Source organism: Nitrospinota bacterium, assembly GCA_029881495.1.
In the GTDB taxonomy this organism is placed as follows: Bacteria; Nitrospinota_A; UBA7883; order JACRGQ01; family JACRGQ01; genus JAOUMJ01.
Window position 1 is genome coordinate 16416 of record JAOUMJ010000031.1, and the last position, 18123, is coordinate 34538.

The 18123-nt window shown below is 50.0% G+C and carries 18 protein-coding genes and 1 tRNA gene; 3 read left to right on the forward strand and 16 right to left on the reverse strand.

What is annotated here, in order from left to right; genetic code table 11:
* The first annotated feature begins 119 nt into the window (after positions 1-119).
* Positions 120-1238 (forward strand): glycosyltransferase, encoded by a 1119-nt coding sequence (locus tag OEY64_11410; protein ID MDH5543559.1) that lies wholly within the window; start codon positions 120-122, stop codon positions 1236-1238.
* A 112-nt stretch (positions 1239-1350) separates the two neighbouring features.
* Here OEY64_11410 and OEY64_11415 read toward each other — a convergent pair whose 3' ends face one another.
* From OEY64_11415 to OEY64_11450, 8 genes are all read right to left on the reverse strand, one after another.
* Positions 1351-2508 (reverse strand): hypothetical protein, encoded by a 1158-nt coding sequence (locus OEY64_11415; protein ID MDH5543560.1) that lies wholly within the window; start codon positions 2506-2508, stop codon positions 1351-1353.
* A 202-nt stretch (positions 2509-2710) separates the two neighbouring features.
* On the reverse strand, positions 2711-4177 hold the full coding sequence (locus tag OEY64_11420) for a hypothetical protein (protein ID MDH5543561.1): 1467 nt from the start codon (positions 4175-4177) through the stop codon (positions 2711-2713).
* 87 nt (positions 4178-4264) lie between these two features.
* Positions 4265-4340, reverse strand: a tRNA-Thr gene (locus OEY64_11425).
* Positions 4341-4416: 76 nt separating this feature from the next.
* The gene (locus OEY64_11430) at positions 4417-4935 is read right to left on the reverse strand and encodes an HAD family hydrolase (GenBank protein MDH5543562.1); all 519 of its coding nucleotides are present in this window, start codon (positions 4933-4935) and stop codon (positions 4417-4419) included.
* A complete protein-coding gene (locus OEY64_11435; GenBank protein MDH5543563.1) occupies positions 4932-5900 on the reverse strand; it encodes a KpsF/GutQ family sugar-phosphate isomerase in 969 nt (322 codons plus the stop codon). Before OEY64_11435 ends, OEY64_11430 begins: the two co-directional genes overlap by 4 nt.
* Positions 5901-5998: 98 nt before the next feature.
* On the reverse strand, positions 5999-7075 hold the full coding sequence (locus tag OEY64_11440; protein MDH5543564.1) for a type IV pilus twitching motility protein PilT: 1077 nt from the start codon (positions 7073-7075) through the stop codon (positions 5999-6001).
* A gap of 1 nt (position 7076) precedes the next feature.
* Positions 7077-7919: a shikimate dehydrogenase gene (locus tag OEY64_11445; GenBank protein ID MDH5543565.1), complete on the reverse strand. Its 843-nt coding sequence runs from the start codon at positions 7917-7919 to the stop codon at positions 7077-7079.
* Positions 7920-7923: 4 nt separating this feature from the next.
* Positions 7924-8799: a helix-turn-helix domain-containing protein gene (locus tag OEY64_11450; GenBank protein MDH5543566.1), complete on the reverse strand. Its 876-nt coding sequence runs from the start codon at positions 8797-8799 to the stop codon at positions 7924-7926.
* A 159-nt stretch (positions 8800-8958) separates the two neighbouring features.
* Here OEY64_11450 and lnt point away from each other — a divergent pair, with 159 nt between their 5' ends.
* On the forward strand, positions 8959-10482 hold the full coding sequence (gene lnt / locus OEY64_11455; GenBank protein ID MDH5543567.1) for an apolipoprotein N-acyltransferase: 1524 nt from the start codon (positions 8959-8961) through the stop codon (positions 10480-10482).
* A gap of 1 nt (position 10483) precedes the next feature.
* Positions 10484-11383 carry an SDR family oxidoreductase gene (locus OEY64_11460; GenBank protein MDH5543568.1) on the forward strand — a complete coding sequence of 300 codons (900 nt, stop codon included), beginning with the start codon at positions 10484-10486 and terminating at the stop codon, positions 11381-11383.
* Positions 11384-11464: 81 nt separating this feature from the next.
* Here the strand turns inward: OEY64_11460 and OEY64_11465 are convergent, their stop codons facing one another.
* The 8 genes from OEY64_11465 to ruvX form a co-directional block, all read right to left on the reverse strand.
* Positions 11465-11746: an integration host factor subunit beta gene (locus OEY64_11465; GenBank protein MDH5543569.1), complete on the reverse strand. Its 282-nt coding sequence runs from the start codon at positions 11744-11746 to the stop codon at positions 11465-11467.
* Between the two features lie 139 nt (positions 11747-11885).
* On the reverse strand, positions 11886-12116 hold the full coding sequence (locus OEY64_11470) for a hypothetical protein (GenBank protein ID MDH5543570.1): 231 nt from the start codon (positions 12114-12116) through the stop codon (positions 11886-11888).
* Positions 12117-12177: 61 nt separating this feature from the next.
* Positions 12178-13215, reverse strand: coding sequence for a hypothetical protein (locus OEY64_11475; GenBank protein MDH5543571.1), 1038 nt, complete (start codon positions 13213-13215; stop codon positions 12178-12180).
* Complete coding sequence (locus OEY64_11480) at positions 13212-14792, reverse strand: glutamate synthase-related protein (protein ID MDH5543572.1); 1581 nt, start codon at positions 14790-14792, stop codon at positions 13212-13214. Before OEY64_11480 ends, OEY64_11475 begins: the two co-directional genes overlap by 4 nt.
* Complete coding sequence (locus tag OEY64_11485; GenBank protein MDH5543573.1) at positions 14779-15981, reverse strand: hypothetical protein; 1203 nt, start codon at positions 15979-15981, stop codon at positions 14779-14781. The genes OEY64_11480 and OEY64_11485 overlap by 14 nt, the downstream gene beginning before the upstream one ends.
* On the reverse strand, positions 15978-17582 hold the full coding sequence (locus OEY64_11490; protein ID MDH5543574.1) for an FAD-dependent oxidoreductase: 1605 nt from the start codon (positions 17580-17582) through the stop codon (positions 15978-15980). The genes OEY64_11485 and OEY64_11490 overlap by 4 nt, the downstream gene beginning before the upstream one ends.
* Position 17583: 1 nt before the next feature.
* The gene (locus OEY64_11495) at positions 17584-17757 is read right to left on the reverse strand and encodes a hypothetical protein (GenBank protein ID MDH5543575.1); all 174 of its coding nucleotides are present in this window, start codon (positions 17755-17757) and stop codon (positions 17584-17586) included.
* 107 nt (positions 17758-17864) lie between these two features.
* Positions 17865-18123: Holliday junction resolvase RuvX (ruvX, locus tag OEY64_11500; protein MDH5543576.1), on the reverse strand; the 259-nt coding region annotated here is incomplete at its 5' end.

The window sequence follows — 18123 nt, forward strand, 5'->3', positions numbered from 1 at the left end:
TTTAGCAAATCTGTCATTGTCCGCTTAGAATATATTAACCTTGCAAAGTTATCAAACATATCGGCTCCAAGATTGCGAACTGTTTGAACGACATTAACATCTGACCTATAATACACGCCATGTTCATACTTCTCGGCACAAATTGGGGGAGAGGGAACACTGGTGATTTTACTTTTAATGCGATAAAACGGGCCGGGCACAAGGTGCTCCTTATCACCCCTTCGGAGTGCGAGTACGAAGAATGCCTGACTGTCCAAGAAGATATAGATATTCAAAGCCTGGTTGGCGGTATGCCGGAAAAACCGGATATATTTCTTCATGTGGATTGTTCCGGATCTACCTGGTTTTTTCCTGAAAATATCGACAAACTTGAAATCCCAACCGCGTTCTGGAGCACAGATACACACTTCAATTTCCGATGGCACAAGGAGTGGGCAGGGCTGTTTGATTACACTTTCTTTACACAGAAGGACTGGATGGAAATATGCGTAAAAGCCGGGGTTGATAATACCGAGTTGCTCCCATATGCGGCGGATGAACTATTTCATCGCGATTTTAAACTGGAAAGGGATATTGACGTTGGATATGTTGGATCGCTGAACAAGGAGAAAAGACGCTACTTCAAAATGATGGAAGACAAGGGAATTAAAGTGACAACTAACGATAGACATCTATTTAATGAAGAGATTGGAAAATTCTACAGCCGGTGCAAGATTGTCTACAATATCTCCGCACGCTACGATATGAATCAGAGAACATTCGAAGCGCCAGCGGCCGGAGCCCTGCTGATCGGGCAGTCAATGATCGATTCCGGCTTTTACGATATTTTTTCACCCGGGAAAAACGCTGATGTTCACGACTTCGATAACGCCGCCGATATCATAAGAAAATATCTCGGCAAGCCGGAACTTCTTTCTACGGTCGCGAAGGCGGGACAAAAACTTGTTGTTGAAGGACACACTTACCGCTCCAGAATTGAAAAAATCGTTTCCGCCTGCTCAAACGGGGTATCCGCGCGCCGCACAGACCCAAGCAGATATTATCTTCGCCAGCTGAAAGCCGCATTGGTTTATCAACACCCCTCTTTCAGGATATATGGAAAAGCGTGGAACAATTTTCGAAACGCAATAGAAGCAAATCCCGCAGGCACAGGCTTGTACATTTTAAAATATCTGTACTTCAGAATTTACGAGAAACTGCTGAAGCTGAAACAGAAAATGGGGAAGGCCCCCTATTAGAAAATTTCGCGAGGTTTTCAGCCTTGTTCCAAAGCGCAGTCACGTCTTTCAGGAAATTACATTCTCTCCGCATAGCGTATCGGCAGGCGAAAAGGTCTTGTCACATGGAAAATTAAACGCAACCGTCGGCGTATGATTCCGATTTTTCCCTCTTTTGATTTATCGCCTTTTCATAATCGAAGAGGAGGCCGGTCCATTCGTTGATCACCTTGTTCGCATTGGGATATTCAAGCCATACAATCTCTTCGTGTGAAACCTGATACTGGAGGTTCTTTACGGCCTGGAACGCCTTGTCGCATTTCCATACATTAAGGTTCAGGCACATAGTGGCTACACCCCTCCCGTTTTGGACTTCCGGAAATCGCATCAACCCCAATCCTTCTTCCTCATTCAGCCTTGTGATCTCGTTAAAGTTTTCCATCGCTGAAGCGCAATTGTTTTTCGCTAAACTTATACGTGCCTTGGCCCAGAAAAATCGCCTGTCTCTCGGATACTTCTGCCCAAGCTCGGATGCGAGCCTTTCCGACACTTCATAATTCTCTTCGCTCATGTTTACCCACAGCAGGGCACTCTTTGCAGAGTCGATGGCAAGGTTCCCATGGGATACCGCCTTTTCTATCATCCGTATCCCGGCGCTCCTCATGTCTCCATTGTTGGTGATGAATTTCCTGATTATGTATCCGACAAAGCCTCCGTCATCCGCCTGCTTTTTACTCGCGTAATAATAGATAGTGCCGAGCGCAAAATAGCAGTCATAAAGGGCCGGGTCCAGCTCAAGTGCCTTCTCGAGATTTTTCTTCACTGCCACGGCATCCAGAAAGGCCTGCACCCAATTCTGATCCTGCCCGTCAAACATCCCCGTATAACCTTTCACATTGCCGATATAAAAATAGCCGGTTGGATCATCCGGATGCGACCTGATAAGCTCGTTTGATCTCTTGACAGTCATCTTTGCGTACATTTTGAATTTCGCCATATCGGTTCGGTCCCTGTACGCGTTCATATACTCGGCGTATCGGCATGCCATCAGAAAATACCCTTCTGGCCTGTCGGGATGTTCCTTGATATATTTCAGAAATATGTTTTCAGACTTCTCAACCTCGCCGGTGAACACAAAGTATATGCCCCGCTTTAGATCCACGACTTCAGCCGGATCGTAAAGCTCATACGCATTGGACGCATGGCTGGTATAGCCGGCAAGAATAACCGAAAGCGTTGCTACCCTTGTACCGATGCGCAAAAACTGAAGAGACTCGAATATTTTTTTCATCTCGGTATCAACATTTTACAGCATCGCTTCCATTAAATAAACCCCTTGTGATTTGGTATCTCAACATCTTGAATTCACACGCATAATCATTTACTGTTTCCGAACAAAATACGCAACACAACTATCACAAGCAAACAGATCTCTACTGGTTACTCCATATCGGCACATCATGCGGACAAAATAAGAAGCGTTTTGTTTGTTTCTACATTGTGTCGTAAACATATAGAAAGCCTACCACGCTCCCCGATGTCATCACTCTCGTGCGAAATTTTCCTGTAAGTTCGTTGAGTGTATTCCGCTGAAGTTCTCCGCAGTTGTGCGTCAAGAGATAGAAAAAAGGGGGCTTTACGCTGGCAAGCGCATCACCCAGTTTTGAATCTGCATAATGGAAAATGCCGGCTCTTTCTTTTAGCTTCGAGTAGGTATTTACCTGATAGTAGGAGCAGTCCGAAACGAGAAGGGGCTTATCCTTCACCATGGGGGAATCCCAGTCTATCGTATTCAGATTCTGTATTATCTGCGAGAAAGGGAACGCAACGAGGATATTCAATAAAGGCAGTACCACTATGACTGCCGCGACGGAGGTCCATGCCCTCTTGACAAGAAAGGCGAGCCCTGCGGAAACAAACAGCGCCGCGAACGGCAATGCAAAAAGATTCATCCTGAGCGCGCCGAAAGGATATAGACGGAGTATTCCGGCAACATACAATTCAACCGATACAAGAATTGCAAGCATAGCCAATCCTCTTTGGTGCCTCTCTCCCGAACGCGACTCGCGAACCAAAACCGCGATACCGATGAGCGAAGTCAATACCGTGAGAAAAATTAAAACCGAAGTCGCTTTCGTTCCAAATAAAGGGATCGAGTACCACTCCGTGAAAAACCACCCCCCGAGATAGTCGTACCATCGCTCTCCCGATGAGGATATGAATTGATAAATACTCTCCCTCCCGATGAACGCCCCCTCCCAGAACTCCTTGATCCCTCCGCAGATGTGCACAAGATCAATCCTGTAAAGGAGGATAAGCAAAACGGTCAGCGTCAACGCAAGGACAGAAAGAGATCTCCTAGAAACAACTTTCGACCCGAATGGAGAGAATTCGATTATCAGGATCGCTGTTGCAACCGGGAGATATGTATAGGACAGAAGAACCGGAAAACCGAGGAGAACGTAGCGCCAGAGCGGCCCCTCATCTCCGCTCTTTAAAATATTTACATACCAGAAGGTCAGCAAGCCGCACCAGAAGAGATCCGCGCTGTACTGCTTTATTTCCGTGGAATACTGCAGGAACATCACCGCCCCTGTGAAGAAGAGCATGAAAAAGATCCGCCGAGACAACAGATCGGAACTCTTCAATATGACCTTGAACCAAACCGCCATCGAAGCAATGCTGAAAAGGAGCGGCAAGATCCTCATCGAATAGGAGCCGTAGCCGAAAATCATGCCGATTATTTTTATGATGAAAAGGTAGAGGCGGGGAAACTGCTGACATACCGGAAGCGCACTGAACATGCCGGAGAGCGGAACGTTCATTACGTCGTAGACTATGAACGCCTCATCGAGCCAGAATGACGCGCCGACCGCGTAGCGGCGGAGCATATTGCCGAATAGCCAGACGGCAAGAATAACCACGAAAGCTGGAAATGCTCGATCGATTTTCTCTTTCACCAGTTGGAATATAGTCGAACCTCAAATCCATGTCAAAAACGGCTGAGGATGATAGAACGAATCCGCTACGGTTTATGCGCAAAAACATGGAGCTGGCGGGCGGATTCGAACCGCCGACCTACTCATTACGAATGAGTTGCTCTACCAACTGAGCTACGCCAGCCTGCAATCGGAGGAAGGTAACATAACCGCATGACGCGGTCAATAATTCAAAAATCAATATCGGTCTACGCCTGCTCTTACAAGCCCCACTTGTGTTGAGCTGATAGAACAACCTCTATAAGTTCGCGCACCGCGCCGTTACCGCCAGGTTTTGAACAGACATAGCCGGCGGTGGCCTTCACCTTTTCGTCCGCGTCGCTCGGTGCCGCCGAAAAACCGCACGCCTCCATCGGAGGGAGGTCGTTGATATCATCCCCTATAAATGAGGCCTCTTCTGCGGGGATACCGAGCTTTTTCAAAACCTCGTTGAATACCGCAAGCTTGTCTGAAACTCCCTGATGCACATCCTTTATCCCGAGCTCGTTGGCCCGGTGCTCAACCACCCTGCTGAACCGACCTGAAATTATCGCCAGGTGGAACCCCTTTCGCCTTGCTATGGCGAGAGCCATTCCATCTCTCACATTGAAATTTTTCGATTCTACCCCCTCGTCGTTGACGATGATCCTGCCGTCGGTAAGGACCCCGTCGACATCAAGCACGAAGAGTTTTATCCCCTTCGCCTTTCGCGCAAGCTCTTCCGAGAGCGGGGGGCTCAAATTACTCCCGCCCTAAGCAGATCGTGGAGGTGGATCACACCCTGCATTTTTCCATCCTGTCCAACAGCGATTATTGACGTTATCTTGCAGTCTTCCATCATCTTCAACGCGGCGCCCCCCATCGCCTTTACATCGATGGTAACGGGATTTGGCGACATGACATCCTTGGCAAGTTTTCCGACCGGATTTGCCGCCCTCTCAAAGAGCCTGCGCAGATCGCCGTCCGTGATAACACCCTCAACGGCTCCGCTGTTGTTGACTACGACCGTCATCCCGAGTTTCTTGGCCGATATCTCGGTCAATACTGTGTTCAGCGATACATCCGAGTAGACAACGGGGATATGTTTCCCTGTCAACATAATATCCTCAACCTTGACCAGCATTCCTCTGCCGAGGCTTCCACCCGGATGATTACCCGCAAAATCCTCGCGCTTGAAACCTTTCTTCTCCATCAGGACAATCGCCAGCGCGTCGCCAATCGCGAGAACGGCGGTAGTGGAAGCTGTCGGCACCATGTCCCACGGGCAAGCCTCCATCTTCACTCCGACATTTATAAATACATCCGCTCTCTTTGCCAGCGTTGAATCAGCCCTGCCGCAAAGGGCAATGAATTTTATGCCGAACCGCTGGATTATAGGGAGAAGGCGCACGATCTCCTCCGATTCGCCGGAATTTGAAATGGCAATTATGACGTCCCCCCTTGCTATCATTCCGAGGTCGCCGTGTATCGCTTCGGCGGGATGCAGAAAAAAGGAGGGTGTGCCGACCGACGAAAGGGTGGAGGATATTTTCTTGCCGATAATTCCCGACTTTCCCATACCTGTCACCACTATCCTGCCGTTGGAGGTGTGCATAAGTTCGATGGCTTTCTCGAAATTTTTATCAAGACCGGCTGATACTTGGGCTATCCCCATCTCCTCGATCTTCAGCACCTCTCTCGCCTTTTTAAGTATGTCTATATCCATCTGGGTGATTCTACTTTATGAAAAAGGTTACGGCAATGGAGCCTGGAATAACCGGGAAGAAAACAACCCGGGTCGGTGATATCCGCGTTGGCGACAGCTCACGCAAAATCGTCCGGCGGTTCCTTCAGGAAATTCACAAATCTGTTTTTTTCTATCGATTTGTTAAACGCTTCTTCGGCGGATATCCAACCCTTTTGCAGAAGTTCGAGAATGGCATCGTCGAGCGACTGCATACCGAACTTCTTCCCGGTCTGTATAACCGACGGGATTTGAAACGTCTTACCTTCGCGGATCATATTGGCCACCGCGGGTGTGACTACAAGAATCTCAAGCGCCGCGCAGCGCCCTTTTTTATCTATCCTCTTGAAAAGGTTCTGCGCAACAACCCCTTTCAATGCCTCAGAGAGAGTCGTCCTTATCTGCCCCTGCTGGTTTGACGGAAAGACGTCGATTATCCTGTCAACCGTTTTACCTGCCGACTGGGTGTGCAGAGTACCGAACACAAGGTGGCCTGTCGCGGCGGCTTCAAGAGCGAGTTGGATCGTTTCCAAATCGCGCATTTCTCCAACCAGGATGATATCGGGATCTTCGCGGAGCGCGCCTCTGAGAGCTGCGGCAAACGACTCGGTATGTTTCCCGACTTCACGATGATTCACAACACAGCCTTGCGCCTTGTGCACAAACTCGATCGGATCCTCAATGGTCAGGATATGATCCTTTCTCACCCTGTTGGCATAATCGACCATCGCGGCGAGCGTCGTCGATTTACCTGAGCCGGTTGGGCCGGTCACGAGGACCATCCCCTTGCCAAGCATCGCCATTTTTGAAAGTATCGGAGGCAACCCGAGGTCTTCCGCGCTAAGTATCTTGCTTGGTATTTCGCGGAAAACGGAACCAACGCCGTTTTTCTGCATGAAGTAATTCGCCCTGTACCTTGCCAAATTGGGGATCTCATAGCCGAAATCAAGATCGCCCGTCTCTTCGAACACCTTTATTTTATCTTCGGGACATATCTCGTACAGCATCGCCTTTAATTCATCGTTATCCAGAGGCTTGTATTTCACTCTTTCCATCTCGCCGTTTATGCGCAGAACCGGCTGGCTCCCCGCAACAAGGTGGAGGTCGGAAGCCCCCTGTTCATTCATAAGCTTGAAAAACGCGTCTATTTTCGCCATGTCATTTGCCCTTTTTGATAAATCCCCTCAACAGCGTTAATATCTTTTCCTCCGGGAACTTTTTGCCAGTCCATATGCGAAATGACTCGCTCCCCTGGTAAACAAGCATTCCGAGTCCATTAATCGTGCGGCACCCTCTGTCCCTGGCGATTTTTAAAAATCGTGTTTCAAAAGGTGAATAAATTATATCATAGACAAGTTGCCCTTTTTCGAAAGGGGTGTCCGCTATCGGAAGCGGATCATTTTTTTTCATCCCCATTGGAGTCGTTTGCACAACGAGATCGCTTGAGCCGATTATCTTCCCCGCATCCCCTCCGGAAGCGAGGGCGAACTCCGAGCCGCCAAAACCGGACAACTCCCTTGCCAGACGCGCCCCTCCAGGCTTGCTTCGGTTTATCACCGTGACATTCGACGCTCCCGCCTTGAGGAGTGAAACGCCAATCGCTCTCGCAGAGCCTCCAGCCCCAATAAGAGCAACCTTTCTTCCCTTTGGAGAAAAACCTTCAGACTTAAGCGAGCGTACAAAACCGATCCCGTCGGTGTTATACCCTGTCATTACCCCGTCATTGTTCAAAATCGTGTTAACCGCTCCTATCCCGGTAGCCTCCTCATCGAGGGCGTCGATATATTTCATCACAGCTACCTTGTGAGGAACGGTGACGTTCAATCCTCTTAACCCGAGCATGCGGAACGCCTCCACGCTTTTTTTCAGATTTTCCGGCTTCACGTCAAACGCCGCGTAAACATAAGGAAGGGAGAGCATCTGCGCCGCAGCATTGTGCATCAACGGCGAAAGGGTGTGCGAAATGGGGTGACCTATGATCCCCAGGACGGCATTCTGCATTAAATCAATCCGACAGAGGTATCTGCCAGTTCTTAATTACATTATTTTTCGGGACTTTGATGGAAACCGGTTCTCCATTCAACTCAAGCCGGACGCTGGAAGCATTACCGGTGGTAAAAAGGAAACTCTTGTCCGCGTTGAGGACTATCTTCTGGCCCGGCCTCACAAACATGTCACGTACATCTTCTTCATCAACGACGATAAGCACCCAGGCCTCCTCTTCGGTAACTGAAATTGCAAGACGATATTTCGAGGCGTCTACCCTTTTTCTCAATTCCGTTCTTTCTGAGATGCTTTCAGCAGGGACTGCTACCGCCGGAACGACGGCCTCCTTTTTCGGCTCCGGCGCTGGTTCAGGAGCTTTCTCCTTCTTTGTCTCTTTCTTCACCTCTTTTGCGGGCTCATCTTTTTCAGCCTTTACTTCTTTCTTTTCTTCTTTTTTTGGTTCTTCTTCCGTTACAGCCTTCTCTTCCGATTGCTTCCCGGCCTTTACAGGAGGCGCGACAGCCGCATTATCCTCTCCTGACATGTTTGAAAATATGACGAGCAACACCAGCAGTACCGCACCGCCGACAACTGCCAGCCCTACGGGGAAAGGTTTCTGTTCATCCCCTATCTGCACAACCCTTGAGGCATCATGGCGGACCTCCACATTCAGCGATTCATATTCGGCCACGATCCTGTCCGCATCAAGGCCAAGGTGGTTAGCGTATGAACGAAGGAATCCGGTGATGAATACGGGAGCCTGATATTCGGAATAATCATTCTTCTCGAGCGCTTCAAGGAATTTGATATTTACCCGCGTGGCGGCGGATATTTCCTGTAATGAAACCCCTCGCGCCTCTCTTTCGCGCCTCAGCTTTTCCCCAAGACTACTCAAAGGTTATTCCTCTCAAAAAAATGCAAATACAGGTGACAGCTCCAGCACTATTAATCTAACGCCATATTCTACACAAAAACTCCTGTTTTATTCAGCAAATAAGCTTTTACTCAAATATTAAAAATTAATTATCGTCCACTTTTAATGTATAAATACCTGATGGAAAAATGGATACCCTGGGCATTGGCTGCCGCATCCGGTGTATTGCTTGTAGTCTCATATCCGCCGTTTGGCGCAGGATATGTCGCATGGATCGCGCTGGTTCCGCTCATGATAGCTCTGCACGACAAGCAGGGTATAGATTCCTTCTACATCGCGCTCGCCTGCGGGATAATCTATTTTACCGGTGTAATGCCGTGGATATATACGGTACTTACCACATACGGGCATATCTGGCCCCCTCTTGCGGTCATCCTTACCTTCATACTGATCCTCTATCTGGCGGTTTACACCGGGCTCTACGGCCTTATCCTCCCGGCATTCGGCAAAACAGCGGAGATGCTCTTTCTCTCCCCTTTCATTATCGTCCTCCTTGAATACGCAAGGGGGCACTTTCTGACAGGACTTCCATGGGCATTGATTGCCCATACGCAGTCATATTATCCCTCCGTGATACAGATGGCCCTTTTTACCGGCACTGCGGGGGTTACCTTTCTGATAGTCCTCGTCAATTCATCCATTGCGTACGCCTTTATAAGAACAAGAAGCGGAGGATTTCAGCCGAGATCGCTAGCGCCCGCGGCGGTGGCGATTACCTTGGCAATTATCAACACCGTATGGGGGCAGGCAAATATCAGACATGTGAAGAATCTCGACGGAAAGGAAATAAACGCGAGCATTATCCAGGGGAACATTGACCAGGACATGAAATGGGACAACAAATACAGGGATACCGTCATTGCCACCTATTTCACCCTGTCCAAATCCGAAGCGAAAAAAAAACCGGACCTCCTGGTCTGGCCGGAAGCATCCATCCCTTTTTTCTACGGATATGACGCAATGCGAACGAACTTTCTAAACAAGCTTTCCGAATCGATAGATACTCCCATTCTTTTCGGAGGACTTGGAGTGGAGCATTCGGAAGATACGGGAAAGAATTACTACACAAACAGAGCTTATCTATTAAACAACGGCAAAGTCGTGGGCCACTATGACAAAATGCATCTCGTGCCGTTCGGGGAGTATGTCCCGCTGCGGAAACTCCTTTTTTTCGTGAACAAGATAACAAAGGCACTCAGTAGCGATACCACACCCGGCGATACCGCCAGCCCCCTTACTATCAACTCCATCCCCTTGGGGAGCCAGATATGCTACGAAATAATATTTGCGGAACCGACCCGCATGTTCGTACGGAACGGAGCAAGGCTGATAACGAACATTACAAATGACGCATGGTTCGGAAAGTCTGGAGCATCGGCGCAACATATGGCGTCGCTCCCTTTCAGGGCGGTGGAAAACCGCATCGCGATAATCAGGTCGGCAAATACCGGCATTTCGGGATTCGTCTCCGCAACTGGCGAGATCAGCAACACTACCGAACTCTTTAAAGTCGCCACTGCAAACGAGACACTGAAAGTTCCCGACAAATCAGGCACATTCTATACCCGTTTCGGCGATGTCTTTACGCTGGCCTGCGCGCTTCTCCTTGCTACAGCGTATATCCGGGTACGCCGGAGGAACTAGAGTGAAGATACTTGTCACGGGTGTAACCGGCCAGATCGGCTCCCGTGTAGCTGGATTGCTTGCAGGGGAGCATTTCATCGTTGCCGCTGTGCGTAAAACCGGGAACCATCTTCCATACGCTGAGATCAAAATGGAGCTTGGAGATCCTGCCTCAATACACACCGCTGTAAGATCGGCAAAACCGGACGCGGTAATCCATGCCGCCGCCATCACATCCCCGGAAACCTGCAACATGGACGAAAAGGGTTGCATGAAAATCAATCTTGAAGGGACCAGACATCTCACCGAGGCCTGCGGTGTAAATTCGGCGCGGATGATATACCTTTCCACCGATCTTGTTTTTGACGGCAAGGGGAGCCTGTATACGGAACTTGACACTCCGAATCCCTTAAGCATTTACGCCGAATCAAAACTTAAAGGTGAAGAAGTCGTAAGCGAGATCCTGGTTGACCACGTTATCGCGCGAACCTCCATCGTTTTCGGAAGAGGCGCCTTCAGCGAAAACGGATTCACTCACTGGCTGACATCGAATTTGTCCAAAGGGAAGAGACTGGAACTCTATACGGACCAGTACCGTTCGCACTTCTATATAGGCGACTGCGCTAGGGCTATCGCCGAGCTTTTACGAAAGGATAGCAGGGGACTTTATCACCTGTCGTCCGGCAAACGGGAGTCGAGGTATGAATTCGCGCTAAAGGTCGCAAAGAGGCTTTCGCTTGATGATACACTTCTCGCCCCGTCGAAGATGGAGAAACATGGCGATATGGCAAAGAGGCCGAAAGACTGCTCTCTCGATAACGGGAAACTTCTGAAAGAGACCGACTTCAGGCCGCTCCCGGAAAACGAAGCTCTCACCCTTCTTGCGAAAGAGTATCCCGAATTTGGTAAAAACCGTGACTGACGTATCTGTATAACGAAAACCGGAGACTGAAGATATGAAAGGAACTCCCGGATACCGATCGAGCCATGAAGCGGAAAAGGGTTATTCGTCTATGTTTACGGTATCCCTGAAATCTTTGCCTGTCTTGAAGAATGGAACTTTTTTCGGAGCCACATAGACCTTTTCGCCGGTCTTCGGATTTCGCCCCTCTTTAGCCGCCCTGTGCCTTACGCGGAAACTTCCAAATCCCCTTATTTCAACCTTATCCCCCTTGGCAAGGGCTTCAATTATGGAATTGGTAAAGATATTTATGATCCCCTCAGCTTGTTGCTTGTTTATCTTTATCTTTTCCGCAAGCTTATCAGCCAGTTCTGATTTAGTCATACCCCCTCATCCCCAAAATCCTGCTTAAAATAATAACGGAAAGTTTTTGATTTAATTGGAATTAAGATATCAAAACATACGGCAAACGTCAATTTTCTATTTCCCCCGCAATTAAAACCCAAAATCTCCGCCCAATTAATCAATTAAAGTTATCTTCCATTGTATCCTCAAAATGCTGTTCTACATAATTGTCGACCATATCGTTGAGTCTGTCCTGGAAAAGATCGATATCTTCAATATCTTCCATGTAATCAAGGAGGTGCATTAGAACCGATTCCAACACGGCTTCTCTCTCTTCCTGTGTCAACTCGTTTTCCAGCAACAACCTGTTGATTTCAGTCAATAGTTTGTCGCGGTTACTACTTCCCATTTTCAATATCCCCTTCGCTTTTTATTTTACTACAACAGCGGAAGCATTTTCCGCATTCCGTCTATACTGGCACTATTTTAACAAACCCTGAAGCGTAACGCTCCTCATCTTCATCACATGCTTTGATCAGCATTTCCAGTTTTTCATTATACTTCCTGGAATCAATTACGCCTTTAAAGGAAGCATAAAACGCTCTCGTTTCACGCGAGATCAATTTAATATCTTCTTCATTCATATCTGCAACCTTTACCCGGTTCCCAAGCTGCGACTCCTTTACCTCGCCGCGAATATACGCCTTCCCCGCCGTCATGCCGGAACATACGTAGTACCCTATCGGAGAAGGGAGATTATACACGTTCAGAATTATTCCTATAGTCCCTTGCGCGTACTCCATGAAATAATCCTTCACCTTCCTGCCGAAGACGACAACAGGAGGGGAACGCCGTTCCAGCTCCTTGCTGAATCCTTCTATAAAGCTGTCCCATCCGCGCAACTCTATCTCCGCGTGACGTTTCTGGTATTTGAAGAGCATCGCTTCTACCCTTTCATTGTCCCCCATATCCCTTATGGCGTTATAGTCTATCTCTCTCCATATCTGGGGTATGCCCGCGCCTGCCCTGAGAACGCACCTGTTCCCACCTTGCCCTGCTACCCTGAAATTTCCGGAAGGAGCATACGACGCGAAGAGATCATCCACCGAGCCGCCGATATTCATCTCCACAGGGTTCGCCGATGTTCCAATAGCAACCTGCGCGTCACCGGGACACCATACGGAGTTGCTGAAGCGTGTCGGGAAAGTATTTATTGTCAATCCGTCCACGAAGGCGCATGAATGGTTCCCCATAAGCCCGTACACCGATATTCTCGCAGGGCCGGCTATGCCGGTTCCGATAAGATCCTGACCGCAGACATTCACAAGGATGAAATGTTCAACGCCTGCTCCCCTCGCGATCTTCATCATGGCGTTCAGCTTTTTGCCGGCCATATCCATAACCCCGCAGTCGATCGTGATCTCCTTCAATCCATCGACGGCAGAGGCCACCGATTCAAGGGGGGTTCCCGCGTTCAGCATCAGCTTCTCCTGGGAGGTATCGCTCAAAATTTCCCCCTTCCAAAAAGGTCGTAAAGGAGCGGGTCGGTGCCGTGATACCTGAACTTGCGCGAACCGACCGCCTCCTCGTGAGTCGTAAAGCCGAGTCCGGCCGCCAGCCCTTCCAATCCTCTCTGCCACGAACCCATCATCCTTACTATCATCTCCGAGCCCTCTTCCGGGTCTATCCTGTTTCCGTATCTCCTGGATGTGATCCCCCATGAACACTGTCCCGTATGGCACCTGAGGCACATGGTACAGCCAAGAGGAAAGAGGTGGCGCGATCCGGTCCCCACAAAATCAAATCCCACCATCAGCCCGAGCATCGCCGCCTTCGGAGATGTGAAGTTGCCTTCTCCGATGAGGGATATCTTTTCCCTCAGACCCTCGCGCCTGAGCGCGTCGTGGGCGACCTTTCCGAAATAGAGGATATCTAGCCCCTTGTTCTGCAGATCAGTTGTTCCAGCCGCGCCTGTGGTACCTCCCCCGCCGCGGATAGTAATGTAATCAAATCCCGCCTGCGCAAGCGCGAGAATAATATGCTCCGCATTCCAAGCGGTGCCGTAAATATCCGCCCCTACAAGCTTGTCCTCGCCAAGAACCGCGCGAAGCGATTCGACCCTCATTTTCAGCTCCTCAATGGAATACTGAAGATGCTGGGGGTTCGGCGAGTTCACGTCGCGATACGGTTCAATGCACCTTAGGAGCGCTATCTCGTAATCGTTTTTCGGCGCGGGGAGTTTTCCCCCTTTCCCCTTCTTTGCGTCCTGCCCATACTTCATGCTAATCCCCGCGAACTCCTTAAGATCAACCCACGGCCCGAAGCCTCCGGTTCCAAACTGGAGGATGGAGTGCTTGAACCCGGGGGCAAAATCCGGATGCAGATACCCTTCCCCGGTGAAGAACGGCCTCTTCAGTTTTATGGAAGCGATAAGCCTTGCGAGCATCGCCTCGTGTGAATTCGAGCCGTAGCTCATATGCGAATCGAGCACCGGTATCCCCACCTTCAGCCTCCGCTTTGGATGCTTGCCGAGATAGCAGTTTGTGAGCCGTCCGGCGAATTCATTTATGTTGTCGCGTGGAGGATTGAGAATTATGGAAGCGTCAATCAGGAAATTCTCCCATTCCAGAGGTCGCTGAAAATCCGACATTGAGCCGACCATGCTCTTGCCGTACGCTCTCCGCACGTTCTGGAGTATTTCGCGCGAACCGATGCTACCCGTGCCGATAACGGAATGGTTCGGATTCCTGTCGACGATGATCGCGTTGGTCGGGCACATCGCCACGCACCTCTTGCAGTTGCAGCAGTCGATATCCATTATGTGAAGCTCTTTTTGAAGATGCCCGTCTATCACGGCGCTCGCACCGGTAAGCCTCCTGCCGCCGGAATCGACCGGGTATTCCCTCATCTCGAACACACACTCTTTCCTGTTCATATCGGTGAGCTTGTGCGTGCAACTGGTTACGCAAATGCCGCACCATACGCACCTGTCGGGATCCACAGTCACGCGGTAGGGACCGCCTACCTCCCCTACCCCGCACTCATAAGGCGGGTCGTAAACAATCTTGTTGTTATAAAGTTTCACCGAAAACTCCGTTTAGCACGCCACTCTCGTTCAGTTCGAAAACTGTTATCTTGCCAGGCTCGCAATTGACCGACTTGTACTTCTTCCCTGTCAGGAATGCCGTTTGATAAATGCACTTCTCCTCGGACGACCATATGACGGTTTTTCCATCCTTGCTTCTCCCCATCCAGAGCTGGCGCAATCCGTCCCGGTCGCGTCCGCTTATCACCCGCGCCACGCCATCCTTCCTGATGATGGAAACGAAGGACGAAGGGCCGGACATCTTGAAACGCCCCAGCTCCGGATTGTTCCTGAAGATATCCTCGTATTCCCCGCGCTCCTTTTCGGAGAGTTTCTCCTCTTCCTGCGGATACATTCGGCACATTGCCCATTCGATCTGCTGGTAGCTCATGTTGCGCCCGCGAAGGAGATTGTCCACTTCAAGGAGTATCGCCTCCGAATCGGTGCCGACCATCTGTGTTACCCCCGCGGCCTCGATTCCCTGCCTGTTCGAGGGGGCGCTTGAAAGGTCGCCGTTATGGATTATGTGCGAATTTATAAAACTTATCGGATGGATTCCGTACCATACTCCCGTCTCCACAATGGAAGTGGGCCATCGCATGTGCGTCATCATTGCGGTTATTGGGCGCGAAGCGAACTTGGAGAGCGAGTACGCCTCAATGGTTGTTTTCAGGTCGTAGGCGGTGACAAACGTCCCTACGTTCTTGCCTGAACTGAATATCCGCGCCTTCCCTACATAAGTGGTATTGAACTTTTCGACTACCCGCCGCACATACGTATCGGGATCAACGGTCAGATACCGCCTCAGCATTTGATCCTTCGTCGGAAGATCCACGAAATACCTTCTCAGTTCCGGGAGACTGAACTTCCTGTACATGGACGCTTCGACCATCGCTTCCATTTCACCTATATGATGAAGGCCGAGTTTATGCTCGGTGAAGAGACTCTCAAGCTCCCTTGCGATGTCGCGATTGAAATACATTACATGAAGCGCGTAGAGTTCCTTGTACTCCGGGTATATCCCCTTGATGAATACGCCGGCGCCGCTGGTCCCCCTACCTTGCAGTTCCGAAGCGGCCCTGAGCGAAGCCATGAGGTCGACCTCTCCAGCCGCCGCGTAAAGACCGCAACTCCCCGGCGCAAGATTCTGCGGATGAAAATCGAGCGGTCTTATCTCTCTGACGCTCATGTCTCCTGCTCCATCGTAAAACCTCCGGTCGGTTTCGGAATGATATCCTTCGGGAGTTCATTCGGCGTTACCACCTGCCTCGGACAAAACTCCCAGCACCTGGCGCAGCCGTTGCAATCCTCGGTATGCTCAAAGAAAACTTCACCAGGTTTCCATTTGATATTTTTTTTGTCTATCGCCCCTTCCCTGCATGATCGGAAACACCAGTCGCATGTGGAATCAAGACCGCCGACGCATGTTCCGCAGACGAAACAGCGCCCCGCCTCAACCGCCGCCTCGGCCAGGGTTGCTCTTTCGGCAAGGATCCCGAACCCTTTTTTTCTCTCGACGGCGGGAATAACTTTTTTCCTTAGGCGCATCCTCTTCTCGAAATAGTTCCTGATATTGAGCTTGCCAAACGGCACCTCCGCGGCTCTTTCACCAAACAGCACATTACCTGTCAATCTTTTTTCGATATCCGCGGCGGCCTTTCTCCCGGAGGCGATTGCGTGAATCACCGTACCTTTGGAGGTGGCGACAACATCGCCGGCAAAAAAGATGTTGCTCTTGCCGTCAGACGGTTTTTCCCACTCTTCCGAACTCTGCCCGATAGCGAGAAATACCTCGTCGGCCTTTATTTCAACCGTTTCACCTGCAAGAGGTTCCAGCCCCCCTCTTTCGGAAGGGTCGGTTTTCACTACTCTGTTTTTCAAAAAGGTTACCGATCCGTTCTTGAAAGAGACCGGCGAAAGGAGAAATTGAAATTTCACTCCCTCATCAACCGCGTCGTAATATTCGTTTTTATGCGCGGGCATCTCGGAAAGCGAACGGCGATATGCCACATTAACTTCGCTTGCGCCCAGGCGGATCGCTGTCCGGCAGACATCCATCGCCGCGTTCCCCCCTCCGATGACAAGCACCGATTTCCCTTCCAGGTTCTCCCTCGTGCCTGTATCCATGCTCTTGAGGAACTCAAGGCCGCTTCTGGTTTTATCCCCCAGTTCCAGATTTACAGGAATATGCGCTCCTGTGGAGATGAGAACGGCGTCATATTTAGTTGATAGCTCGCTGATCTTTTTCCGATCTGCCTTTACCCCTGTTTTCAGCTTCACGCCAAGGCTCAGCACGAAATTTATCTCCCTGTCGAGGACATCCCGCTCAAGCCGGTATTCCGGGATTCCGTAACGCATCATCCCGCCGGCCTTTTCGGAGCTTTCAAGCAGTTCCACACTGTGTCCGAAACGGGCGAGGAAATATGCGGCAGTCAGCCCGGCGGGACCGGCGCCGACGATTGCCACTTTTTTTCCGCTGCTTTTTTTTATCTCCGGCTTCCACCCCTGGTTGAATCCATCATCCCCTATGACCATTTCCAGATGCTGGATCGAAATGGGAGAATCGAACTTGCCGCGGTTGCACGGGGCTTCGCAAAATCCGTAACAGACCCTACCGAGAACACCCCTGAAGGGGTGGCTGTCCATCATTATCTCCCATGCAAGATTCTTCCACCCTCTGCTTAGGGCATACATCGCGCCGGCAATATCAGTCTCCGCGGGACATCCATCCTTCCCTCCGCATGGAGCTATCTTGTCTTTCCATACCGGGAGAAGAAATTGCTGTTTCATCTTACTCATCCGCTCGCCCCATCTCACCTTCGATAACAAAGTAAACGCCGAAATACATCGTCAACACCTTTGTCGCACGTAAATGCTCCTGACGCTCCGCTGTTTTCCCGCCAAACAAAACTGCAGGCAGAATATCCGTAATCAACGGGAAGAATATTTGCCGCATATTAGCCATTCAATATTTGCCAAAACTGTTTGCAAGGAATATTTTTTTCACCACTCAAGCTGTTTAAAGGATACCTCCTGCTAAATTATATCAGGATTCGCGGGATACTTTTATATTCACTCTCCGGCAGAGGAAAATGTGTCGAGATACCTCTGCAAGATAAGCTGTGCGGCCATGATATCTATCAGCTTCCCTCTTTTTTTCCCAGGAACACCGGCTCTTTGGAGCACCTCCCCGGCCTCCTCGGTCGTGAAACGCTCATCCACATACTCGACTTTCAGGCCTGTTTCAGCCTCAAGCGCCCTGCCGAACTTCATTACTTTTGGATAGATAGTCCCCTGACTGCCGTCAAGCCTTAAAGGGAGGCCGAGAATT

Excerpts from the sequence above, each read along its gene's own strand:
- OEY64_11410 (MDH5543559.1), top strand. The coding sequence starts at position 120 with ATGTTCATACTTCTCGGCACAAATTGGGGGAGAGGGAACACTGGTGAT.
- OEY64_11415 (MDH5543560.1), bottom strand. The coding sequence starts at position 2,508 with ATGAAAAAAATATTCGAGTCTCTTCAGTTTTTGCGCATCGGTACAAGG.
- OEY64_11435 (MDH5543563.1), bottom strand. The coding sequence starts at position 5,900 with ATGGATATAGACATACTTAAAAAGGCGAGAGAGGTGCTGAAGATCGAG.
- OEY64_11440 (MDH5543564.1), bottom strand. The coding sequence starts at position 7,075 with ATGGCGAAAATAGACGCGTTTTTCAAGCTTATGAATGAACAGGGGGCT.
- OEY64_11445 (MDH5543565.1), bottom strand. The coding sequence starts at position 7,919 with ATGCAGAATGCCGTCCTGGGGATCATAGGTCACCCCATTTCGCACACC.
- lnt (MDH5543567.1), top strand. The coding sequence starts at position 8,959 with ATGGAAAAATGGATACCCTGGGCATTGGCTGCCGCATCCGGTGTATTG.
- OEY64_11465 (MDH5543569.1), bottom strand. The coding sequence starts at position 11,746 with ATGACTAAATCAGAACTGGCTGATAAGCTTGCGGAAAAGATAAAGATA.
- OEY64_11470 (MDH5543570.1), bottom strand. The coding sequence starts at position 12,116 with ATGGGAAGTAGTAACCGCGACAAACTATTGACTGAAATCAACAGGTTG.
- OEY64_11485 (MDH5543573.1), bottom strand. The coding sequence starts at position 15,981 with ATGAGCGTCAGAGAGATAAGACCGCTCGATTTTCATCCGCAGAATCTT.
- OEY64_11490 (MDH5543574.1), bottom strand. The coding sequence starts at position 17,582 with ATGAAACAGCAATTTCTTCTCCCGGTATGGAAAGACAAGATAGCTCCA.
- OEY64_11495 (MDH5543575.1), bottom strand. The coding sequence starts at position 17,757 with ATGGCTAATATGCGGCAAATATTCTTCCCGTTGATTACGGATATTCTG.